Here is a 22,356-nt window from a genome sequence, read left to right on the forward strand (position 1 = left end):
TTTATTTGCAATTGCCTTTCGATGTATCGGACTTTTATCAATTACAGAGCGTTTGCTTTCACCACCAAACTCTAAATATGCATTGCGTTGTCATTGATTCGCCATATAAAAGCGTCACTGTATACAAAATAAACGACATGCATAGGCTTGAAATTGAGCAATAAGCGCCCAAAATACAGGTGGTGCAGGAATAATTAGCGAAAATTTGCCCCTGAGGCTTTACCCATTCCGCTTTTTTTAAGACAATATGCACATCTTTGAATTCTTATTCATCTTACTCTTTTAAACCATTTGTTTGGACTCTGACCTATGACAACCCCGCTTAACGAACGTCGTATTGCAAACGCAATTCGTGTATTGGCAATGGATGCTGTGCAAAAAGCAAATTCAGGACATCCAGGTGCTCCAATGGGGATGGCAGATATTGCTGATGTGGTATGGCGTGAATTCCTCAACCACAACCCTGCAAACCCACAATGGGCAAACCGTGACCGTTTCGTATTGTCAAACGGCCATGGCTCTATGTTGCAATATTCGTTATTGCATTTAACAGGTTATGACCTGTCTATTGAAGATTTGAAATCTTTCCGTCAATTGCATTCTAAAACTCCAGGTCACCCAGAATTGGGTTATGCACCGGGTATCGAAACAACGACTGGTCCATTGGGTCAAGGTATTGCAAACGCTGTAGGTTTTGCACTTGCTGAAAAAACTTTAGCGGCTCAATTCAACAAAGATGACATCACAGTTGTAGATCACAACACTTACTGCTTCTTGGGCGACGGCTGTTTAATGGAAGGTGTTTCTCACGAAGCATGTTCATTGGCTGGTACTTTGGGTCTAGGTAAATTAGTTGTTTACTACGATGACAACGGCATCTCGATTGACGGTGAAGTAGAAGGCTGGTTCTCTGACGACACAGAACAGCGTTTCTTGGCATACGGTTGGCAAGTGCTTAAAGTTGACGGTCATGATGCAGATGCAATCCGTGCGGCAACTGTTGAAGCAAAAGCTGAAACTGCGAAACCAACCTTAATTATCTGTAAAACCATTATTGGTTTAGGTTCACCAAACAAACAAGGTAAAGAAGATTGCCACGGTGCGCCGCTTGGTAATGATGAAATCGCTTTAACTCGTGAAGCTTTGGGCTGGACAGAAGGTCCATTTGAAATTCCTGCTGATGTTTATGCAGCTTGGGATGCAAAAGCCAAAGGTACTGCTTCTGAATCTGCTTGGAACGACACATTTGCTGCTTATGCTGCTAAATATCCAGCAGAAGCAGCTGAACTAAAACGTCGTCTTTCTGGTGACCTTCCTGCTGACTTCGCAGCAAAAGCGGATGCTTATATTGCTGAAGTAAATGCTAAAGCTGAAACAATCGCTACTCGTAAAGCTAGCCAAAATGCCATTCAAGCATTTGCGCCGCAGCTTCCAGAAATTCTAGGCGGTTCTGCTGACCTTGCAGGCTCTAACCTGACTTTATGGAAAGGCGCAGAAGGCGTTGAATCTAACCCAGCGGGTAACTACGTTCATTACGGCGTACGTGAATTCGGTATGACTGCAATTGCGAACGGTGTAGCGCTGCATGGCGGTTTCGTTCCTTATGTAGCAACATTCTTAATGTTCATGGAATATGCGCGTAATGCAGTACGTATGTCTGCATTGATGAAACAGCGTGTGATTCATGTGTATACCCATGACTCAATTGGTCTAGGTGAAGATGGTCCTACACACCAACCTGTAGAGCAAATTGCATCTTTACGTGGTACACCAAATCTAAACACTTGGCGTCCATGTGACACTGTTGAAGCGTCTATTTCTTGGAAATCTGCATTGTTACGTAGCGAAGGCCCTACAGCGTTAATCTTCTCTCGTCAAAACTTGCCATTCCAAACTCGTACAGCAGATCAAATTGCTGACGTAGCGAAAGGCGGTTATGTACTTGCAAAAGAAAAAGGTGAGTTGAAAGCAATCATCATTGCAACAGGTTCAGAAGTTTCATTGGCAATGGATGCTTACGCACAGTTAGAAGGCGTACGTGTGGTTTCTATGCCATGTGCTGAAGAATTCGTAAAACAAGACGCTGCTTACCGTGAAGCGGTTCTTCCAGCTGCGATCCGCGCTCGTGTTGCGGTTGAAGCTGCGCATGTGGATTACTGGTGGAAATTTGTAGGTCTTGACGGCCGTGTAATCGGTATGACGACTTACGGTGAATCTGCTCCAGCAAAAGACTTGTACAAACACTTCGGTATCACAGCTGATGCTGTTGTTGCTGCAGTGAAAGAAATTACCGCTTAATCTGTAAAGATTAACCGTAAAAAAGACGCCCCAGAGAAGGGGCGTTTTTTATTGCAGAGATTAAATTTATTTTTAATTGTGAAATAACGATTTGTAACGAATGAATTAAAGCATTGGTTTAAAATTAATTCATTCATGCAGTATTCAGCCACGGGTGCAATGTTGCCCCAAGTGAGGAAACGATGAGCCTTTACGATCAGATAAATGATGAAATTGTACTGATGGATGCTGGTGAACAGAAATGGATAGGCACGGACTTAGAGCTTGAAGCCATGGTTGCAGTAGAATTGATGCTGCAAGATTTGCAAGAAGACAAAGTGATTAAGATTCGCCGTAAGAACCATGAAAAGCATACAGGCTTGAAGCAGGTTGACCGCATTTTGGTTGAGAAGCTATAAGCTAAATGGTTAAAAAGTCCGATTGTTCGGGCTTTTTATTTGCCGATCGTATTTATAAAACGGATAAGAAAAAGTCCATCCAAGACTTATCAAGACTAAAAAAGAGCGCATTAAATAAAGTGTTTTAAACACATGAAGCTTTATTTCAGTTATAAAAATCCAGTGCTCATTTAAAAAAGACATCAAACGTGCAAATACAGATTAAAAATTTAACAGAAATTTCAAAAAACCAATGGCAGCCGCTTTGGGAGCTGTATTTAAAATTTTATAAAAGTCAGGTGCCAGATGAAGTGACTGAGCGAACGTGGCACAGGTTAAATGCTGCTGACTGCGAACATATGTATGGCTTTGCAGCTGTGATTGATCATCAAGTAGTTGGGATCGTGCATGTCATTGAACATGAGAGCTGCTGGACATTACAGCCTTATGCCTATTTGCAGGATTTATATACCCATGAAGATTATCGCGGGCAGGGCATCGGCAAGGCGCTGATCGCGAAAGTGAAAGAATATTGTGATCAGCGGCAGTGTGACCGTGTGTATTGGCTTACGCATCAGGATAATGAAACTGCGCAAAAACTGTATGATCAAATCGCGAAAAAAACAGGATTTATCCAATATCGCTGTCATTAACTCAATGTAAAAGGCTATTCTAAATGAACAGCAACTCTTGCGTGAAGAGCTGCTGGATCTGAGCATTTAAGCTGAAACTTTAAAGTTTTTAGCTGAGTCGGCTTCTTGCTGAATGATCCATTCTCCACCTACGCGGAACGATGAGGCTGAGGCATAGGTATCTTCCATAAATTGGAAAAAGCTGATTAAACCGTTTTGAACTTTGGCTTTAATTGAAAAAGGCGAGGTGAAAGTATTTTTTGCATAGACTGAGGTGTAGGTGAATTGACCAAATACAGCTACAGTTTCATCTTCAGCGATCATATCCGTGATTTGAAATTCATCGATATTCCAGTAAGTGCCGACATTGGCAAAGGTATATATATAAATGTCTCTACCTGTTCCAGACCCAGCCCACGGCTCAATTTGTTTAAGTTCTGGGTTGCTGAAGTTTAAGGAAACATACGCCGCGTCTTCAGCTACCAGTAGCTGAGTTGCATTTTCAACGAGTTCTTTTGACGTATTCATGAGAAATGCTAAAACGACATCTTTGGGCGTTTTAGTGTTTAAGGCTTTTTCAATAGCCAGCGATTGTTCTGTCATTTTTCGGTACTCAGATTTTTATGATGTCTAAAAATCTTAAGTGGATTTGTTTTGAAAACCTACGACTCAGATGGGTTGATGTTTCCTAAATTTAGGATAAATAACTCATGGATCAATTAAATTATTAATTATTTGAAATATATGGGAAATTTAATAATTGAGAGTGGTTGTAGATGCTGCTACAGATTTTACAAAACTATCGTTCTAAACATGCTACAAAACGTTTTATCTTTAAAGCTGTAATACGGCTAAAAATCTATAGACTTAATGGTATTCGAAAGTGAGATAAAAACATGAACTTTAAAGCATTAACAATCGGTTTGGCGGTTGCATCAGTTACAACAATTTCTATGGCAAAACCTGTTGCCTATCAAATTGATCCTACTCATACAGCAACAGTATTTACTTGGAATCATTTTGGTTTCTCAACGCCTTCTGCAAACTTTAGTGACATTCAAGGGACAATTAATGTCGATAATGCAAAACCTGCAAATTCGTCTGTGAACGTGACGATTCCATTATCAAGCTTAAATACCAATGTCAAAGCATTAGATGATCATTTAAAAACAGCTGATTTCTTTGATGCTGAAAAGTATCCAAATATCACGTTTAAAAGTACAAAAGTTCAAGCGATCAGCAAAACTAAATACAAAATCACGGGTGATTTAACAGTTAAAAATGTGACTAAACCAGTGGTATTGGACGCTGTATTGAACAAGCAAGCCGTGCACCCAATGACCAAAGCAGAAACGATTGGTTTCAATGCAACGACTTCTTTTGATCGTTCAGCATTTGGCGTAGGTGCATATGTACCGAATGTAGGCGACAAAATTACGGTAAATATTACGACTGAAGCCGCTGTGTCTACAGCAAAGGCAGCAGCGAAATAAGATTTAGCTCCCTCAGCTAAGTTAGGAAAGCACCCATTTGGGTGCTTTTTTATGTCTTGAAGATATTTAACTGGTGTGATCAATCGCGATTGAGCAGCAATAGGCAGCCAAAACTGATGAAGATTCCACCGGTAATTGCGTCAATTTTTTTACTAAATTTTTGATAGTAATGCGTCATTTTAGGTGCTGAGAATAAGACCGCAACCAATGCAAACCAAATCAGACTTTCAATAAAGACTAAAGCCAATAAAGAGCTCTGTTCGAAAATACTAACATTTGCACTGATCCCAATGGAAAATACACTACTGAAATAAACCAATGCTTTAGGATTGGCCATATTGGTCAAGAAACCTTGAAATAACAGCGTCAAAGGCGATTTTTTCTGTACGGCTTGCTCGGTTGGTTTTGTTATTGTGCCGAGGTCTTTACTCCATGCAGACTTTAATAACTGAGAGCCTAAATATAAAAGATATAGGCCTCCCAAAATCATGAGGCATTGTTGTAACCAAGCCATTTTCTGAAATAGAAAATGTAAGCCACTTATTGCACAAATTGACCAAACTAAAATACTGAGTGAAATACCTAACGCGGCAAATAATGCATGTGATCTGGATTGTCGAATAGCACTTTGAGTGACAAAAAAGAAGTCTGGGCCTGGGCTGATGAGAGCAAAAAAGTGGATGAGCGCAATGCTGAGTAAGGGAGTCATTCTAATGGCTTATACGTTTTGAAGTGCAACTGTTATAAGCCATTTAGCATTAAATTAATAGCTGTTTTAAAGCTGAAGTTGTTGTAAAAATTGCTGCAAAATAAGGGGAGCAACACGTTCTAAATGAGGTGCTTGTTGTTGGCTTTGCATGCGTAAATTTGAGATGTTAATTTGTGCTTTATGTAATTCACATGTATGCCCAATTAGCCATTTTTCCATGGCCTGTGTTTCTGCTTCAATATGAAACTGTAGGGCTAAAATATTGGGCCCATAGCTAAACGCTTGATTTGGGTAAATTGCTGAGCTGGCGAGTAACTGTGCATTTGTAGGTAAATCAAAGGTATCACCATGCCAATGCAGTACAGGCACTTGATCTAATGGCGCTAAAATATTGTTAGTAATGGCATCAAGCTCCAAGGCACTCCAACCGATTTCTTTGCTATGACCTGCATAGACTTTCGCTCCCAATGCATGCGCAATGAGCTGAGCACCTAAGCAAATGCCTAAAGTCGGTAAATTACTCTCTAAACGTACTTTAAGTAAGTCTAGTTCTTTTTGTAGGAAAGGGTAGTCATTAGTTTCATAAACTCCGATCGGGCCGCCCAAAATGATGGTAAGCCCTGTATGTTGCATAGCTTTACTCAGGTCATCGACACCAGCTTCGAAGTATCTCACCCGATAACCCAATTGGTAAAATACATCTTCCAATGAACCCAAATCTTCAAATGCAAGGTGTTGAATGACGTAAATGGTTTCGTTTAATGCAGTACTCATAGGGATTTTTCAGGATTAAAATTTCAAAATAGAATGTAGCTTGAATTGTCGGAGATTAAAAAGGAAAACTGTAAATTTTTCACAATTGCGAAAAGAGATAAATATAGAAGTTGGCTGAAGCATATTGTTTTTTTCTTTGAATGATTAGGTTCGTTCGTTGAACTTAGCATTTAAAACTTTGGTGCTGTGAATTAAGGGATCCCGCAAGGCTTTATTGGTAAAATTTATGAGAAAAAGTGCATGAAATTTTGATAAAGCTTTGGTTTAGTATAAAAAAAAGATGAAAAACCAATGGAAAAGCGTTTAGAGATGCGTATGATGAAATCTTCGACAAACAACAGTTCATTTTTCTTTTAATATCATCACATAATTAGATAACTGATTTTAAAAGTAAAAAAATATAAGCCAGGGAACTTGTATGCAGTCAAAACATAATCGAGATGCCAGTCTCTTGCATGCGATACATAAAATTTTATTAAAGGAATGGGACCCGTTAGGGATTCGCCGTATTCCTGCTTTACGTGATGAGTATGATGATTATTTGCCCAATATTTTTAAATTAATTCAAGAGGATTCAAGTGAATCAGAAATTTTTGAATATTTATGGTGGGTTGAGCAAAAAGTCTTAGAGAAAAAAGGACAGAAGGAACATACCCTAAAAATTGCGAAAATGCTGAAGGCAATTGAGCGCTAGTTTGCGGTCGTGTACGCATAAAAAACCGATACATATCCGTATCGGTTTTTTATATTGAATCTCTTAGAAGTCTATTAGAAACGGTTTAGAATTTCTTTTCTAAGGTAAACATAAAGCTTGGAATTGCTTCATTGATACGAGATTGGTATAGCGCGCCAGAACTTTGTTCTTTTAACACTTCTTTATAATCTGAGCTGAGAATATTACGTGCATTCACCGATGCAGACCAATTTTGATCAAAGCGTTTAGTAAAACTCACATCCATGTTAACACGTTCATTGCTGGTGCGATTGTACGGTTCGTTACTCAGTGCACGTGTATATTCAGGGGTGTAATTGAGGTTCACACTTGTTGCAATACGCCACGGTTGATAGTTGTAAGATAAACCTGCACTAGCGGTATAAGGTGCAACATCGCTTGCCAAACGATCAGAGCCGTCAGCTTCTTCAATCTTTGCACGTACAGTTGAAAGCTGAGCATTCAACATAAATGAATGGCCATTCTCCGTTTGCTTCAGTGCATAACGTCCAGCAATTTCTACACCATAAGTAGTTGCACTGTCTTGGTTATATGGGCGTTCGACAAAACGGCAATCGGTATTTCCTGTTTCGCAACGACCGCCTGTAGCATTTTCTAACAGGATCGATTTTTCGATATAGTCATTAATTTCTCGATAATAAGCAGTGATATTTACGCCGCCAGCAGGGGTGTTATAGCCTAGGGTTGTTTCGTAAGCATTAATAGTTTCAGGTCGTAAGTCAGGATTACCACCACGGTCAGGGTTGTTTAGTGTCCCTGCATCGCTATCTGTAGAAACTGAAACAGTCGGCATCAATTGATTGCTACGTGGGTTTTTAAAAGCCTGACTCAAATTGGTTTGAAGTGACCATTGGTCATTAAAGTCAAAACGGTGTGCTAATACAGGACTCAAATGCTGATCTTGATAATCCACTAAACCTGAACGATCAATCCACTCTTGGCGTACACCTAAAGTTAATGTTTGGCGCTGCGTATATCTCCAACTACCTTCGACATATGCAGCATATAATTGTTCATCTAAGGTCTCTGCAATATTGCTTTCAAGTTCATTGCTACGTAGGTCGGTACCAAATTTTATTTGCCGTTTTGAGTCGAACTTTCGGACACCGTCGTAGCCTAAGCCATATTCATTAATTTGTTCGTCAATATACGATTGAGAATCTCTAAATTCTGTCAATTCAGTTTCATTTTGCTGTTCGATAGATAAGCGAATTTTGTCTGAATTTCCTTGGTCTTTACGCTCATACCGTGTGTTGAGACGAATGCTGTCATTTTTATCTTTTTGGACTTGGGAGCCACTTGAACCTTCGCTTTCATTGTTGCGATAAAACATTTCAGCGACCAGTTTTTGTTGATCATCAAGCTGATATTCAACACGAGGAGTTAACATCTGTGAAGTACGATTGGTGATGCGTTTCTGGGTTTTCGTTCCTGTTGCATCTTGTGTACGGGTGAGTGTATCTGAATCATTCCACATTTGGCTCCCAGATAAACTATAGATCCAAGGGTCCGAGCGGCCATCCATTTGAAAGTTTAAATTTGTACGTTCTTCTTCACGTGTATTTGATTTGGTTAGGCCATAACCAGCACGTACAGATCCACTCAAGCGCGTGCCATTCAATGGTTCTTTTAAAATAATATTGATGACTGCAGATGATGCAACCGAGCCTTGAGCGACGCTCGGTTGTTTTGTGATTTCAAGGCGTTCGATCATTTCGGGTGTAATGCTATCAACAACTGACATGCCGCCGCGAGGACCACCCTGTACAGGTTCACCATTGATTAAGAACACGGGTGCGCCACCACCACGAAAACGCATGCCGCCAGCACCTGCACCACCACGTGGACCACCACCAGCACCGGGGAGTTGAAACCCTGCAGCACGACGCAGCGCATCATTGATTGACTGATCGCCAAATTTCAACATTTCATCACGGCTTACAATGGTTTTTGCGACAGCACTGATATCTGGGTCTTTGGGCTTAGTGCTTGCTGTCGGAACTTCAAATGTTAAAGCTTCCATTTGCTGAACTGCTACAGATTCTTGCGGATTTTGAACAGTATCTGCGGCCCAAATTGATGTTGAGATCGTAAGTAATGCGTAACTTAAGCTGGTCAGTTTGAGTGTAGTGTGCGCGCCGTGCATTATTTGGTTGTCCAAATGTAATTTTGGCAAAGAATAACGGAAAATTATGGAGAAAAATTGAGGAAAATTGGCGAGATGAGCATTTCATCAGATTATTTTTTAACAGGTAGGTGAAAGGTCGTGTGGCAATAGGGGAAGCCTTATTCGTTGGGGAAAATTAAGGCCTATAAACGTCGCTACAATATAATAAATAACTGAGGTGACGCAGTAACATCAGAAGCGTACTTTGCTTCAAATAATAAAGATACGCGGTAATGTCATGCGCAATTGTTTGAGACAGGACGACTTCTAATCAAAAATGTTTTTGCGATACGTTGAATAATTTGACGGTAGTGAACGAGTTTTGTTGGTGAGGTGCATTGCACCGCAAGATGGTTTCCTTGCGAAGCTTCGCATCTCATTTTGCCGAATGAAAAACAACGTTTCGTAAGAGTACCTCCAGCCGAAGGCTAATCTCTTTATTCAATCCCTAAATGCGAAATTACTTTTATGTGCATAACATGAGTAAATAAATCTAAAAATAAGCCGTTGAAGAAAAATTGAGACATAAAAAAACCCTCATCTTTCGATGAGGGTTTTTCGTATTCTGGAGCGGGAAAGGAGACTCGAACTCCCGACCCCAACCTTGGCAAGGTTATGCTCTACCAACTGAGCTATTCCCGCAATGAGGTGAATTATAGAGAATTTCACACAACTGTCAACTCTCTATGCTTCTGTTTGCTTAATTAATCAGCACGGCGCCAAATAGTACCTTGACGAGTATCTTCAAGGACAACACCTTGATCTAATAAAGATTGACGAATTTCATCTGCTTTGGCAAATTCTTTGGCCTTTTTCGCATCTTTACGTTGTTGAATTAAATCTTCAATTTGCTCTTCAGAGAGACCTAGAGCTTCCTGACCAATATCTGATTTTAAGAATTCATCAACATTATGCTGAACCAAACCTAAAATATTGGTTAAGTGACGCAATGTCGAATAATACACAGCCGCTTGTTCAGCATTTTCATCTTTTACGGCACGGTTCAATTCTTTGTTGACTTCAAACAATACCGCAATTGCTTCTGCGGTGTTGAAATCATCACGCATAGCGGCATTAAAGCGCTCAACTAAATCATCATCCAAAGTTTCTACGGTTTTTTCACCATAGACTTGCTGATAAGCTTTAAATGAATGATAGAAACGGGAAAGGGTATTTTTCGCTTCTTTTAAAGCAGTGTCAGAGAAGTTTACTGGGCTACGGTAATGTGATGACACAATAAAGAAGCGAATCACTTCAGGGTGGAATTTATCCATCACATCACGAATAGTGAAGAAGTTACCTAAAGACTTCGACATTTTTTCGCCATCGACATTAATAAAGCCGACGTGCATCCAGTAATTAACATACTGTTCGCCAGTAGATGCCTCAGATTGCGCAATTTCATTTTCATGATGCGGGAAAGTTAAGTCTGAACCGCCACCATGAATATCAAAATGGTTGCCTAAGCAGCAGGTCGACATCGCTGAACATTCAATATGCCAGCCCGGACGGCCATTGCCCCAAGGCGAAGCCCAAGAAGGTTCATTTTCTTTGGCATGTTTCCAAAGCACGAAGTCAAAAGGATGTTTCTTTTCTACTTCTACATCAACGCGTTCAGAAGCACCAGCCTGCATATCGTCAAGTTTACGACCCGAAAGACGACCATATTTGGCAAACTTTTCAACTTCAAAATAAACATCGCCATTTGCAGATGGATATGCTGTACCTTTGTTGACTAAGTTACCAATCATATTCTGCATTTGATCGATATAGTCTGTTGCACGTGGTGCTTCATCAGGTGCTGCACAACCTAAATTGGCAGCATCTTCGTTCATGGCCTTGATAAAGCGATCGGTTAAAGCAGTAATGCTTTCGCCATTTTCATTGGCACGGGCAATGATTTTGTCGTCAATATCGGTAATGTTGCGAACGTATTTAACGTTCCAGCCCTGACTGCGCAGGAAACGGATAATGTAGTCGAATGCAACCATAACTCGAGCATGACCAATATGACAGTAGTCATACACGGTCATTCCACAGACATACATATCGATATGACCTTCTTTACGAGGTACAAATTCTACTTTTTTACGTTGCTCTGAGTTATATAGAACAAAAGGTTGCATAGCTCTTCAAATTGTTTCTACCAAAAGATGGCTCATCTTAACCTAAGCATTTTTTTTCATAAAGTTAAAACCCAAAAAAGCAGATATTTTTTAATGATTGATGTCTTTGCGTTGCTAAAAATAGCGTAGAAGGCTCATTGGGTTCGGGCTGAATCTAATTCGAATACTGAATTTGATTTATCTGTCCGTAAGATAAAAATGAAGAAATGCATCTTTTCTGCATAATTCATGAATTCTTATACATTTGGAAACGTGCTATTTGCATAGATATGATAAAATTGTGAAAATTTTTTATTTTGAAAGTGAGAGCGCACCTCTCACGGCTTAAGGTATAACAACTTTGAATCCACCAAATATGCCGAATCAAGTCGATTTTCAGAAAGTCGCATTAGAAACTTTGCGTATTGAAGAGCATGCTTTACAAGTATTGGCGACGCAAATAGATGATCGTTTTAGCCAAGCCTGCGAAATCATTTTACAGTGCAAAGGGCGTTTAGTGATTACTGGTATGGGTAAATCGGGTCATATCGGTCGTAAAATGGCCGCTACGTTTGCCTCGACAGGTACGCCATCTTTCTTCATGCATCCGGGTGAAGCTGGACATGGTGATTTGGGCATGTTGGTTAAAGGTGATGTGCTCATTGCAATTTCAAACTCAGGTAAGAGTGATGAAATTATGATGCTGATGCCATTGATCAAACATTTGGGCATTCCTCTAATTACCATGAGTGGCGACAATAAAGGCCCAATGCCACAAAATGCCGATGTCGCATTGACCTTGGGTAATATTCAAGAAGCTTGCCCCTTGGGTCTAGCGCCGACCTCAAGTACCACTGCAACATTAGCCTTAGGTGATGCCCTTGCAGTTGCATTATTGGATGCACGTGGCTTTACCTCAGATGATTTCGCACGTTCTCATCCTGCTGGAGCGTTGGGTAAACGTTTGTTATTGCATGTAAAGCATCTTATGCATACAGGTGAAGACTTACCAAAAGTGTCGCCAGAGACACCAATGAATAAAGTTCTGTATGAAATTTCAAATAAACGTTTGGGTCTTACCACGATTGTCGATGAAAACGATACCTTATTGGGTATATTTACCGACGGTGACTTACGTCGTTTGATTGATAAACAGCAAGGCTTTGACGTGAATATGAAAGTCTCAGAAGTGATGATTAAAAATCCTTTGACCATTTCACAAGAAGAACGCGCGGTACATGCTTTAGAACGTATGAACGAAAAGAAAATTACACAATTTGTAGTTGTTGATGATGTCAATAAAGTGATTGGGATTATCAGCATGCATGATCTGATTCAGGCTGGGGTAAATTAAGAAAATGGCATCGTATGTATTGCTAGAACAAGCGCGTCACATAGAAGCACTGGTACTGGATGTAGATGGAATTTTAAGTGATGGATTTGTAACGTTGACCAATAGCGGCGATGAAATCAAATCTTTTGATATTCGTGATGGCTTAGGCATGAAGTTGGTGCAAAAAGCGGGTATCAAAGTCATCATTATTACTGGCCGTAAAAGTAATATTGTTGAAAAACGCATGTCTGACTTAGGTGTGGACTTGGTTTTTCAAGGTCGTGAAGATAAAGGCGTTGCCTTGACTGAAGCCTGCGCACAGTTTGGTATTGATCCTTCAGATTGCCTATATATGGGCGATGACTGGCCCGATCTTTCAGCCTTCGCTATTGCGGGGATGAAAGTGACCGTACCAAATGGACATTTAGAAGTACGTCGCCGTGCAGATCTTGTTACGCAGGCGATGGGTGGACGTGGTGCTGTTCGTGAAATCTGCGATATGCTTTTAGTTTCTAAAGGTGTATACCAGGAACTACTTGAAAAATATGCAAGTGCACCTTATTAATAAATTGATGCAGTCACTGGATTGAATCTCCGCTTATGGATACTAAAGTTTTATACGTGACAGCTGTGGTCATTGCTGCAGTAAGCGGTGGTTTTTACTATTTCGGTGGAAAGGGTAATAAGCTTCAGGCGGACTCTTCGAAAAGTATGACTTACTCAGCTGAAAACATTAACCTGACGCAGACTGATGAGCAGGGAAAATTGCATATTCGTGCGCAAGTCGATCGACTTGAGCAGGATTTGCAAAAGCAAACTTCTCATTTGGTCAATCTGAAAGCATCGACCTATCAAGATGGTGCTGTCGATGCCACGTTCTTTGCCAAACAAGCCAATGGTATGGACGATAACCAAAAAGTCGTACTGAGTGACAATGTGGTTGCGACAAAATTGATGCGTGAAGGGCAAATGGAGTTTCGTACTGAGGAACTAACTGCTTTTCCAAAACAGCGTGAAATAGAAACGGACAAGACTGTAACGGTGATTTCACCACAAGCCGAATTTGTCAGCCAAGGTTTAAAAGCAAATTTAAACGACGGTCAATACGAATTTTTTAATATTCGAGGAAAGTATGAACCATAATTTTAATCGAAAAACTGCAAAAACTTTCCTAAAACGTACAGCGCTACTCGGTTCACTGGCGTTATGTTCAGTTGCAGCTTTTGCTTTGCCTTCCGACCGTAATCAACCGATTTCATTGGTTGCCGATCGTGCAACGTTTAATGAAAAAACTGGGATTACGACGTATACCGGTAATGTCATCATTGAACAGGGTTCGATGAAGCTTCAGGCAAACTCAATCGTTGCGAACTTAAACAGCAAAAAAGAGATCAGTACGATTACAGCAACGGGTGGGCCAGCACATTTCCAACAAAAAACTGACCCTGCCAAAGGCTATGCGAAAGGCCAAGCACAGAAAATCGTCTACAATGCTGAAACAGGTATTATCACCATGACGGGTGGTGCTTTGTTGCAACAAGATGGTGCAAGTATTCGTGGTAATAGCTTGAAATACAGTATGAATAAAGGCGATATCGTTGCTGAAGGTACGCCAAATAAATCTGGATCTTCTTCAGGTCGTGTACAAATCGTGATTCCGCCGTCAAGCACTAAGTCCTTCCCAGGAGCACGTGATTAATGGAGCAGACCTCGCAAGTTCAAACTTTATGTATTAAGCATTTAGCCAAAAACTACAGTAAGCGTTGGGTGGTAAAGGATGTGTCCTTTAGCATGCAAAGTGGTCAAATTGTGGGTTTACTTGGTCCAAATGGTGCAGGTAAAACCACAAGCTTCTATATGGTTGTTGGTCTAGTGCGTATGGATAAAGGTGAGATTCATTTAGATGATCTTGATTTGTCTGACTTGGCAATGCATGAGCGCGCACGTAAAGGTATTGGTTATCTACCTCAAGAAGCATCTATCTTTAGAAAATTAACGATTTCTGAAAATATCATGTCGATTTTAGAAACCCGTAAAGATCTAAATAAGCAACAACGTCAGCAACGTCTAACGGAATTGCTTGCTGACTTTAAAATCACACACATCAAAGATTCTCTTGGTATGAGTGTGTCGGGTGGTGAGCGTCGTCGTGCGGAAATCGCGCGTGCGTTAGCGGCAGACCCTAAATTTATGTTGCTCGATGAACCTTTTGCAGGGGTTGATCCTATTTCAGTGGGTGATATCAAAGACATTATCCGAACATTGAAAAATCGTGGTATTGGCGTATTAATTACAGACCATAATGTGCGTGAAACCCTTGCGATTTGTGAGCATGCTTATATCGTGAGCGAAGGTTCAGTGATTGCAGAAGGTACTCCAGAAGAAGTGCTTGCAGATGAAACGGTACGTAAAGTTTATCTTGGTGATGATTTTACTGTTTAATTGAATAAAATAAGAAATTTCCCGTTGAATGGCGCTAGTTTCATTCAGCGGGTTTATGTTATTGTCTGAAATGACAAAAACTGAGCGATTAATCTAAAAAATTAACAAGAATTCAGTCTACTTTAAACTAAAAATACGACCTGCAAAAATCATGCGATTACGAAAGATGAATGGTCCAGAAGTTGGGCGTCCGCGTAAAAATAAGTGCAATTTCTTTTGTATATTATTATTACCTTTTTCCATTGGTTCAGTGTATGCAGCAGATACTAGCACTGCACAAAGTACCATTCAAAAGACATTAGATAAGATTTTTTTACCTAATAAGCCGAAACCTTCTGCCGAAAAAATTAACATCACAGAACTCAGTAAATATAATTTAGATACCTCACGTGTCCAAGAAATGCCAGCCGTTGCTTATGGTCGAACGCAACAAGGCAGCTATAATCCAAACACGGTAGCGAAGAATCTAAGTTTTATTGATGCGATACATATCGCCGTCCAAAGACGTCCAGAAATCACGCAAAGTATTGCTACAGTTGCATCGCAAAACGCCAATATTGACCTTGCGAATGCTGCATATTATCCCCAAATTTCAGGTGGATTGAGCACTGCAGATCTGACTAAAGGCGAGCGTGGACGTCAGTTGGTATCTTTAAATGCGACGCAGATGTTATATGACTTTGGTAAAACCAAAAGTGCAGTAGGCATTGAAGAAGCAAAAATGTTACAAGAGCAGGCTAATGTACTTGTAAATTTAGATGAAGTTTCTTTTGATGTTGCAAATGCAATTATCAACATTAAACGATATCAAGAAGTGGCTAAAATTGCGCAGCAACAAATTGCCGGTGTGAGTCGGATTGCTGAGATTGCTAATTTACGTGCAACCGCAGGGATCAGTAGTCAAGCAGACCCTATTCAAGCCAAGTCAAATTTAGAAGCTGCGGAATCAAATTTAATTGTGCAAGAAACTCAACTTCGACAGTACCAACAGCGACTTCGTACCTTGTTAGGTTTTGATGTAAGTCAGATCAATTGGGTGATACCTGATCGGATCTTAACTGCAGCGGCTTTATATGAGGATCCGGACTTCAAGATGATTCCGAGCATGATGAAAGCACAGGCTGGGGTTGAAATTGCCAAATTGCAAAAGCAACAGTCAAAATTAAGTGCTTATCCAACACTCAATGTCAAAGGCAGTCTGAGTCAGGCGGTGAATGGCCGTAATCCAAATAATGATGAAGATGATGGTTTATATAATTCAATCATGTTGGAAGCCACCAGTAATTTTTACCAAGGTGGTGCAATTGCAGCGCAAACACGTGCCGCAAGCTATGCAGAAGAAGCAGCAAAAGCACAAGTAAATACAGTGTATTTGGATGTGATTGATCAAGTCCGAATGATTCGTGAACAAATCGAAAATAAAAAGCGTCAAATGTCGATATTGGTGCAGCGCCGTGAAACAACGGTAAGAACCAAAGAGCTGTATCAAGAACAATATAAATTAGGAACTCGAACGGTTGTCGATCTACTGAATGCAGAGCAAGCCATACATAGTGCCGCACAAGAAATTGTGACATCGCAATATGATATTTACTCTGCACTTGCACAGTACATCCAAGTGACAGGGCGTTCACGAAATATTTATGAACTTAATAATATATCTATTCAGGGGTTTGAAGTTCAGCCATGAGTAATACAATAAATTATCAACCGTGGCTGCAAGCGGTTCTGAATATTGCAAAGCATTATCGAATTGAACCCTCTGAAGAACGTATACGGTTGCAGTTGGATTGGGATCAACACAAAAATGCCGATGAACTGGTCGCAGTTATGGCACGCCAAATTGGATTAAGTGTTCGTAAAAACAAATACGACATAAATCTGCTCAATCCATGGCGCTTACCTGTATTGGTTGAGTTTATCAGTGGTGAAGTGGGTGTGGTAGAACGCATCGACGTAGACGGTAATGCCAGTGTCCAATTGAGCGGAGATGAAGGTTTATCTCAAGTCTTCTCTATTGAGCGATTGAGCCATGGCGTTCGCAATATATATATTCTGCGCCCAGAGTCATCTGTACCCGATGCACGTGTTGATGAATACATCAAGCCGTTTGAAAAAAATTGGTTCTGGTCGATCGTTTTAAAAGACTGGAAACGTTATATAGACATTATGTTTGCTTCATTAATGGCAAATATCTTGGCCCTAGCCACCATTTTATTCTCAATGAATGTGTACGACCGTGTCATTCCATCTCAATCTGTGCCGACCTTATGGGTACTCGCGGGTGGGGTGTTAATTGCAGCGATATTTGAGTTTGCATTACGTGTTTCACGAATTTATTTGTCGGATATTATTGGTAAACGTGCCGATTTGAAAATTTCAGATCGTGTGTTTGGTCATGCATTAAGAATTAAAAATAGCGAACGCTCAAAATCAACGGGTACTTTTATTTCACAAATTCGTGAATTAGAAGGCGTGCGTGAGATGGTCACCTCGACGACTGTTACTGCGATTGCCGACTTACCGTTTTTTTTCTTGTTCCTGTTCATCTTCTGGTTAATTGGCGGCAATCTATTTTGGGTTATGCTGTTGGTGGTTCCTTTGATGATTATTCCAGGGATTTTGGCGCAAAAACCATTGGCTAAACTTGCACAAATGGGTATGCGCGAGTCTTCGATTCGTAATGCCTTATTGGTTGAATCTGTGCAAGGTATGGAAGATATCAAATTACTTCGTGCTGAATCACGTTTCCAAAACCAATGGAACCACATGAATGAAGTGTCTGCTGATGTCAGCATGCGTCAACGTAAAATCGTGGGCTTAATGTCGGCATGGACGCAAAAAATTCAGGGTCTAACGTTTGCAATTGTTGTACTTGTCGGCTGTTTTGCTGTGATGAAAGGTGAAATGACCACAGGTGCTTTGGTGGCTTGTTCGATTTTGTCTTCACGAATGTTGGCACCGATTTCTGCACTGGCAGGGGTATTAGGTCGTTTACAACAGGCTAAAGTGGCAAAAGCCGGTCTGGATGAGCTCATGAAGAAACCTGTCGATCAACCGGATTATTCTCATCTTATTCATCGACCATCAATTAATGGTCATTATGAACTCAATGGTGTGTCATTTAAGTATGGTGAAGATGACCCACGTCCAAGTCTTTTAATTCCAAAACTGGAAATTAAGGCTGGAGAAAAAATCGCAATTTTGGGCCGTAACGGTGCTGGTAAGTCGACGCTACTCCAATTGTTATCGGGTATGCAAACGCCAGTACAAGGCAAAGTTAAATTAGATGGGATTGAGCTGTCTTTAATTGACCCCGCAGATGTACGCCGTGATATGGGGCTATTGAACCAAAATGCACAGTTATTTTATGGTACGATTCGTGAAAACTTGACCTTGGGTGCTCCGTTGGCTACGGATGATCAATTGATTGAAGTACTGAAAATTACGGGTGCAATTCACTTTGTTCAAGAGAAAAAAGAAGGGCTAGACCATATCATTTTAGAAGGTGGTGTAGGCTTCTCTGGCGGTCAACGCCAAGCTTTGTTGCTTGCACGCTTATTGATTCGTCAACCCAATATTCTATTGCTTGATGAACCTACAGCAGCCATTGATGACGTATCTGAGAAGCAGTTGATCGATCATTTAAAAGGTTATTTACAAAACCGAACTATGGTGGTGGCAACACATCGCCGTGCGGTACTTGAGTTGGTTGACCGCATTATTGTGGTGAATGAAGGTAAAATTGTCATGGATGGGCCTCGTGATCAAATTCTGAATCAGAATGCTCAGAAAAAAGTAGCTGGGGCTTAAATCATGAGTGAAAATAAACAAGAAATACAACGCTCGACCAAAGTCAGCTTTAAAGAGCCACCATTACCGAAATCGAGTTTAATCATTTGGATTATTACGATTGGTCTGGCAATCCTTTTAGTTTGGGCTTGGTTGTTTAAATTAGAAGAAGTCTCTACAGGGACAGGTAAAGTGATTCCATCTTCGAAAGAACAAATTGTTCAGTCGCTTGAGGGAGGGATTTTAACCAAGTTGAATGTGAAGGAAGGTCAAATTGTTGAACAAGGTCAAGTCCTTGCGCAACTTGATCCAACACGCTTCGCATCAAATGTTGGTGAAACCGAGTCTTTACTTGTGGCATCACGTGCGACAGCAGCACGTTTACGTGCAGAAGTGAATGGTACACCATTAACCTTTCCTGAAGATGTTCAAAAGATTCCAGCTTTAGTGAAGGAAGAAACCGCTTTATATCATTCACGTCGTGCAAACTTGGAAGAATCTGTTGCCGGCTTAAAACAAGCTTTGGTATTGGTTCAACAAGAATTGGCCATGACTGAACCTTTAGTTGCTAAGGGTGCAGCAAGTGAAGTTGAAGTACTTCGTTTAAAGCGTTCAGCGAATGACTTACAAAATCAGTTAAATGATGTCCGTAACCAATATTTGGTGAAATCACGGGAAGAATTGTCGAAAGCCAATACTGATATTGAATCACAGCAACAAGTGGTGAAAGGCAAATCGGATACACTCAGCCGTACCGTTTTTAAATCTCCAGTTCGTGGTGTGGTCAAAGAGATTGATGTGATGACATTGGGCGGTGTGATTCCGCAAAATGGTAAATTGATGACCATTGTACCTTTGGATGAACAGCTTTTGGTAGAAGCACGTATTTCACCACGAGATATTGCTTTTATTCGTCCGGGTCAAGAAGCCTTAGTGAAAATTACGGCATATGACTATTCGATCTATGGTGGTCTAAAAGGTAAAGTGACCGTCATTTCACCAGATACGTTACGTGATGAAGTGAAACAAGATCAGTTCTATTATCGTGTTTATATCCGTACAGATAGTGATAAATTAAGCAATAAAGAAGGTAAAAGTTTTAGTATCACTCCGGGTATGGTGGCGACAGTTGATATCCGTACCGGCTCGAAAACTGTACTTGAATATTTAATCAAGCCATTCAATAAAGCCAAAGAAGCACTTCGCGAACGTTAATAACGCAGTGCCAATCAAGCCTCCAGTTTTGGAGGCTTTTTTGTGGATGTAAGTCTTTCAAAAAACGCTATAATGTCCTTTGATACAGGATCTAAAGACGTTATGCCATTTACACTCGCCGCACAGTTTGAATATGAAGAAGACATTAAAAAAAGTTGTTTTCAAGCCATCGCAGTTCCTGTGGAAAATGAACAAGCCGTTAAAGAATTTCTCGAAGCCAATAAGGATATCTCAACAACACATCAGTGTTGGGCATGGAAAATTGGACATACCGTACGTTTTAATGATGATGGTGAGCCTTCAGGCACAGCAGGTCGGCCCATTCTAGCAACCATAGAAGGGAATGACCTAACCAACGTGTTGGTCTTGGTTAATCGTTGGTATGGTGGAATTAAGCTCGGGACTGGGGGCTTGGTACGCGCCTATGGTGGCTGTGCCGGTCAATGTCTGTTGCAGGCTGAAAAAATTGAACTCATTGAGAAGAAAAAAGTGCAATTTAGTTGTCAGTTTAATGAATGGGCAATTTTCCAATATGAACTCAATCAGCAGCAAATTGAATTTCAGGAAGACTATACAGCGCAGGGCGTAAATGTACTTACATCATTGCAAATTCATCAAATCCAACCGCTACAGTTAAAAATTCAGGATATAACTCGCGGACGTGAACAATTGCATATCATCGAGGCTGCTGAAGGTGAATGAAATAGATCCATTATTGAAATATCGAGAGCAACATAAGCATCGTCTGAATTATATGCCTTGGTTGTATTGGTCACTCAAACCGAAAAATCGTGGTTGGGCTGAAGCTTGGCAACACGAATATCAAGACTATCTCAAATCGATGGAAACTGTGGAAATTGGTGAAAATTGTTTTATATCGCCATTGGCTCATATTTTTGCTGAACCGGGACGTAAGATTGTCATTGGAGATAACAGCTTTATCGCTGCAGATTGCACCCTGCATGGCCCAATAGAAATAGGGAATGAAGTGGCTATCAATCATCACTGTATTTTAGATGGTGGGCGAGTGGGCATCAAAATTCACGATCAGGTTCGTATAGCGGCATATTGCCATTTATACGCTTTTGATCATGGAATGGATGTCAATCAACCGATCTATCAGCAGGCTGTACGATCACAAGGGATTGAGATAGAGCGTGATGTTTGGCTAGGTGCGCATGTTGGAATCAAGGATGGCATTCACATTGCTGAGCAGGCTGTAGTCGGCATGAACAGTATGGTGACGAAAAATGTCGAAGCGCGCGCAATCATTGCGGGAAATCCTGCAAAACTCATTCGATATCGCGAATAAATAATCGCCAAATAGGTCATAAATATTTTTTATGCTTACACAAATGCATGCACAGTGAAACAGAGTTGTGATAAGTTAAAAATAACAAACAACATTTTATAGCCAAGCAATAATAAAACGAGGGCTAATCATGAAACGAGTTATCGCCTGTATCGACTCTTCTCCATGCATTAATGCACTAGCTGATGCTGCTGCTTGGGTTGCTAAACAAACTCACCGTGAGTTGGTTTTACTGCAAATACTTGATTACTATCCGGCAAGTTATCACTTAGGTGAAATCAGTGGAGTGATTGGGTTTGAAAGTAATGCTATGCTCTTGAAAGAACTCGCGGAGTTAGAACAAAAACAAAGTGATTTAGCGTTAGATTATAGTAATAACTTGCTCAAACACATTTCTGAAATGATCCAAGATAAGCATGGTATTCAAACCACCCATATTCAGGAAAAGGGCGACTTCTTAGAGCAAAGTTTTAATGTGTTGCAAGATGACGATATTGTTTTAATTGGTCGCGTGGGTGAACGTTCAGCAGAGCGCAATAAGCCGCTTGGTAGTAATGTTGAAAACTTTATACGTGGTGCAAGTTGTACAGTTATGACTGTAGGGCCAACGTTTAAACCACCGACTCGTTTTATTTTTGCCTATGAATATTCGCCTAAATGCGTTGAGTTAATGAAGCGTGTGGCACAAAGTGACCTACTCAAACTTTTACAATGTCATTTGGTCTATGTTGGAGATCACCCACAAATCTTGGATGATCCAAAAAATTATTTAACCAATACGGGGCTCGATGTGGTGACGGAATACCGCTATGGCGATGTTTCGGAAAATATTCTGGACTATCAACAAGAGCATGGCATTCAGTTAATCGTACTCGGGGCGTTTAGTCACAGTAAAATCCATCAGTTCTTCTTGGGCAGTATTACCACCAGTATTTTCAGAAATTCGAGTGTGCCACTGTTGGTTGTAAAATAAG

The 22,356-nt window shown here is 40.5% G+C and carries 21 protein-coding genes and 1 tRNA gene; 16 read left to right on the forward strand and 6 right to left on the reverse strand.

Going from position 1 to position 22,356, the window contains the following annotated elements; genetic code table 11:
• The first annotated feature begins 309 nt into the window (after positions 1–309).
• The 3 genes from tkt to FTT72_RS05030 all read left to right on the forward strand — a co-directional run bounded on the left by tkt (position 310) and on the right by FTT72_RS05030 (position 3,328).
• Positions 310–2,298, forward strand: coding sequence for a transketolase (gene tkt / locus FTT72_RS05020; protein ID WP_180177960.1), 1,989 nt, complete (start codon positions 310–312; stop codon positions 2,296–2,298).
• Positions 2,299–2,480: 182 nt separating this feature from the next.
• Entirely contained in the window at positions 2,481–2,696 is a 216-nt protein-coding gene (locus FTT72_RS05025) for a hypothetical protein (RefSeq protein ID WP_078188774.1), read from the forward strand.
• A 188-nt stretch (positions 2,697–2,884) separates the two neighbouring features.
• Positions 2,885–3,328: a GNAT family N-acetyltransferase gene (locus FTT72_RS05030; RefSeq protein ID WP_180059067.1), complete on the forward strand. Its 444-nt coding sequence runs from the start codon at positions 2,885–2,887 to the stop codon at positions 3,326–3,328.
• A 66-nt stretch (positions 3,329–3,394) separates the two neighbouring features.
• On the opposite strand, the gene FTT72_RS16265 is transcribed toward FTT72_RS05030, so the two are convergent.
• Positions 3,395–3,910, reverse strand: a complete 516-nt coding sequence (locus FTT72_RS16265) for a nuclear transport factor 2 family protein (protein ID WP_257233399.1) — start codon at positions 3,908–3,910, stop codon at positions 3,395–3,397.
• 293 nt (positions 3,911–4,203) lie between these two features.
• Between FTT72_RS16265 and FTT72_RS05040 the strand changes: the two genes are divergently transcribed.
• Complete coding sequence (locus FTT72_RS05040; RefSeq protein WP_078188771.1) at positions 4,204–4,800, forward strand: YceI family protein; 597 nt, start codon at positions 4,204–4,206, stop codon at positions 4,798–4,800.
• Between the two features lie 79 nt (positions 4,801–4,879).
• Here the strand turns inward: FTT72_RS05040 and FTT72_RS05045 are convergent, their stop codons facing one another.
• Both FTT72_RS05045 and FTT72_RS05050 read right to left on the reverse strand, forming a co-directional pair.
• Entirely contained in the window at positions 4,880–5,509 is a 630-nt protein-coding gene (locus FTT72_RS05045) for a LysE family transporter (protein WP_180123618.1), read from the reverse strand.
• Positions 5,510–5,575: 66 nt separating this feature from the next.
• Positions 5,576–6,283, reverse strand: coding sequence for a glutamine amidotransferase (locus FTT72_RS05050; protein WP_180177961.1), 708 nt, complete (start codon positions 6,281–6,283; stop codon positions 5,576–5,578).
• Positions 6,284–6,701: 418 nt separating this feature from the next.
• On the opposite strand from FTT72_RS05050, the gene FTT72_RS05055 reads away from it, so the two are divergent.
• Positions 6,702–6,977 carry a hypothetical protein gene (locus tag FTT72_RS05055; RefSeq protein ID WP_078193570.1) on the forward strand — a complete coding sequence of 92 codons (276 nt, stop codon included), beginning with the start codon at positions 6,702–6,704 and terminating at the stop codon, positions 6,975–6,977.
• A gap of 85 nt (positions 6,978–7,062) precedes the next feature.
• On the opposite strand, the gene FTT72_RS05060 is transcribed toward FTT72_RS05055, so the two are convergent.
• The 3 genes from FTT72_RS05060 to cysS form a co-directional block, all read right to left on the reverse strand.
• On the reverse strand, positions 7,063–9,162 hold the full coding sequence (locus tag FTT72_RS05060) for a TonB-dependent siderophore receptor (RefSeq protein ID WP_180177962.1): 2,100 nt from the start codon (positions 9,160–9,162) through the stop codon (positions 7,063–7,065).
• A gap of 587 nt (positions 9,163–9,749) precedes the next feature.
• Positions 9,750–9,825, reverse strand: a tRNA-Gly gene (locus tag FTT72_RS05065).
• A 62-nt stretch (positions 9,826–9,887) separates the two neighbouring features.
• Positions 9,888–11,309, reverse strand: a complete 1,422-nt coding sequence (gene cysS / locus FTT72_RS05070) for a cysteine--tRNA ligase (protein WP_180177963.1) — start codon at positions 11,307–11,309, stop codon at positions 9,888–9,890.
• Between the two features lie 355 nt (positions 11,310–11,664).
• Between cysS and FTT72_RS05075 the strand changes: the two genes are divergently transcribed.
• The 11 genes from FTT72_RS05075 (at position 11,665) to FTT72_RS05125 (ending at position 22,355) form a co-directional block, all read left to right on the forward strand.
• Positions 11,665–12,642 (forward strand): SIS domain-containing protein, encoded by a 978-nt coding sequence (locus FTT72_RS05075; RefSeq protein ID WP_078193567.1) that lies wholly within the window; start codon positions 11,665–11,667, stop codon positions 12,640–12,642.
• 4 nt (positions 12,643–12,646) lie between these two features.
• Positions 12,647–13,186, forward strand: coding sequence for an HAD family hydrolase (locus FTT72_RS05080; protein ID WP_078188762.1), 540 nt, complete (start codon positions 12,647–12,649; stop codon positions 13,184–13,186).
• A gap of 35 nt (positions 13,187–13,221) precedes the next feature.
• Entirely contained in the window at positions 13,222–13,764 is a 543-nt protein-coding gene (lptC, locus tag FTT72_RS05085; RefSeq protein WP_078188761.1) for an LPS export ABC transporter periplasmic protein LptC, read from the forward strand.
• The gene (gene lptA / locus FTT72_RS05090) at positions 13,754–14,320 is read left to right on the forward strand and encodes a lipopolysaccharide transport periplasmic protein LptA (RefSeq protein ID WP_111883783.1); all 567 of its coding nucleotides are present in this window, start codon (positions 13,754–13,756) and stop codon (positions 14,318–14,320) included. Before lptC ends, lptA begins: the two co-directional genes overlap by 11 nt.
• Positions 14,320–15,063 carry an LPS export ABC transporter ATP-binding protein gene (gene lptB, locus FTT72_RS05095; protein ID WP_180177964.1) on the forward strand — a complete coding sequence of 248 codons (744 nt, stop codon included), beginning with the start codon at positions 14,320–14,322 and terminating at the stop codon, positions 15,061–15,063. Before lptA ends, lptB begins: the two co-directional genes overlap by 1 nt.
• A 166-nt stretch (positions 15,064–15,229) precedes the next feature.
• A complete protein-coding gene (locus tag FTT72_RS05100) occupies positions 15,230–16,753 on the forward strand; it encodes a TolC family protein (RefSeq protein WP_180177973.1) in 1,524 nt (507 codons plus the stop codon).
• On the forward strand, positions 16,750–18,876 hold the full coding sequence (locus tag FTT72_RS05105) for a type I secretion system permease/ATPase (RefSeq protein ID WP_180177965.1): 2,127 nt from the start codon (positions 16,750–16,752) through the stop codon (positions 18,874–18,876). The genes FTT72_RS05100 and FTT72_RS05105 overlap by 4 nt, the downstream gene beginning before the upstream one ends.
• Before the next feature lie 3 nt (positions 18,877–18,879).
• The gene (locus FTT72_RS05110; protein ID WP_078193562.1) at positions 18,880–20,070 is read left to right on the forward strand and encodes an HlyD family type I secretion periplasmic adaptor subunit; all 1,191 of its coding nucleotides are present in this window, start codon (positions 18,880–18,882) and stop codon (positions 20,068–20,070) included.
• A 102-nt stretch (positions 20,071–20,172) separates the two neighbouring features.
• Positions 20,173–20,772 (forward strand): YigZ family protein, encoded by a 600-nt coding sequence (locus FTT72_RS05115; RefSeq protein WP_180177966.1) that lies wholly within the window; start codon positions 20,173–20,175, stop codon positions 20,770–20,772.
• Positions 20,765–21,382, forward strand: a complete 618-nt coding sequence (locus FTT72_RS05120) for an acyltransferase (protein WP_180177967.1) — start codon at positions 20,765–20,767, stop codon at positions 21,380–21,382. Before FTT72_RS05115 ends, FTT72_RS05120 begins: the two co-directional genes overlap by 8 nt.
• A gap of 130 nt (positions 21,383–21,512) precedes the next feature.
• Positions 21,513–22,355 (forward strand): universal stress protein, encoded by an 843-nt coding sequence (locus FTT72_RS05125; RefSeq protein WP_180109141.1) that lies wholly within the window; start codon positions 21,513–21,515, stop codon positions 22,353–22,355.
• Position 22,356: the final 1 nt, after the last annotated feature.

The sequence above is a fragment of the Acinetobacter sp. YH01005 genome, assembly GCF_013420465.1.
GTDB lineage: Bacteria > Pseudomonadota > Gammaproteobacteria > Pseudomonadales > Moraxellaceae > Acinetobacter > Acinetobacter amyesii.

Bases quoted from the DNA above. Each gene is read 5' to 3' on its own strand.
- lptA (WP_111883783.1), top strand. From the start codon at position 13,754: ATGAACCATAATTTTAATCGAAAAACTGCAAAAACTTTCCTAAAACGT.
- FTT72_RS05060 (WP_180177962.1), bottom strand. From the start codon at position 9,162: ATGCACGGCGCGCACACTACACTCAAACTGACCAGCTTAAGTTACGCA.
- cysS (WP_180177963.1), bottom strand. From the start codon at position 11,309: ATGCAACCTTTTGTTCTATATAACTCAGAGCAACGTAAAAAAGTAGAA.
- FTT72_RS05025 (WP_078188774.1), top strand. From the start codon at position 2,481: ATGAGCCTTTACGATCAGATAAATGATGAAATTGTACTGATGGATGCT.
- FTT72_RS16265 (WP_257233399.1), bottom strand. From the start codon at position 3,910: ATGACAGAACAATCGCTGGCTATTGAAAAAGCCTTAAACACTAAAACG.
- FTT72_RS05075 (WP_078193567.1), top strand. From the start codon at position 11,665: ATGCCGAATCAAGTCGATTTTCAGAAAGTCGCATTAGAAACTTTGCGT.
- FTT72_RS05110 (WP_078193562.1), top strand. From the start codon at position 18,880: ATGAGTGAAAATAAACAAGAAATACAACGCTCGACCAAAGTCAGCTTT.
- FTT72_RS05100 (WP_180177973.1), top strand. From the start codon at position 15,230: ATGAATGGTCCAGAAGTTGGGCGTCCGCGTAAAAATAAGTGCAATTTC.
- FTT72_RS05125 (WP_180109141.1), top strand. From the start codon at position 21,513: ATGAAACGAGTTATCGCCTGTATCGACTCTTCTCCATGCATTAATGCA.
- FTT72_RS05040 (WP_078188771.1), top strand. From the start codon at position 4,204: ATGAACTTTAAAGCATTAACAATCGGTTTGGCGGTTGCATCAGTTACA.
- FTT72_RS05080 (WP_078188762.1), top strand. From the start codon at position 12,647: ATGGCATCGTATGTATTGCTAGAACAAGCGCGTCACATAGAAGCACTG.
- FTT72_RS05105 (WP_180177965.1), top strand. From the start codon at position 16,750: ATGAGTAATACAATAAATTATCAACCGTGGCTGCAAGCGGTTCTGAAT.
- FTT72_RS05045 (WP_180123618.1), bottom strand. From the start codon at position 5,509: ATGACTCCCTTACTCAGCATTGCGCTCATCCACTTTTTTGCTCTCATC.
- tkt (WP_180177960.1), top strand. From the start codon at position 310: ATGACAACCCCGCTTAACGAACGTCGTATTGCAAACGCAATTCGTGTA.
- FTT72_RS05115 (WP_180177966.1), top strand. From the start codon at position 20,173: ATGCCATTTACACTCGCCGCACAGTTTGAATATGAAGAAGACATTAAA.
- lptC (WP_078188761.1), top strand. From the start codon at position 13,222: ATGGATACTAAAGTTTTATACGTGACAGCTGTGGTCATTGCTGCAGTA.
- lptB (WP_180177964.1), top strand. From the start codon at position 14,320: ATGGAGCAGACCTCGCAAGTTCAAACTTTATGTATTAAGCATTTAGCC.
- FTT72_RS05050 (WP_180177961.1), bottom strand. From the start codon at position 6,283: ATGAGTACTGCATTAAACGAAACCATTTACGTCATTCAACACCTTGCA.
- FTT72_RS05055 (WP_078193570.1), top strand. From the start codon at position 6,702: ATGCAGTCAAAACATAATCGAGATGCCAGTCTCTTGCATGCGATACAT.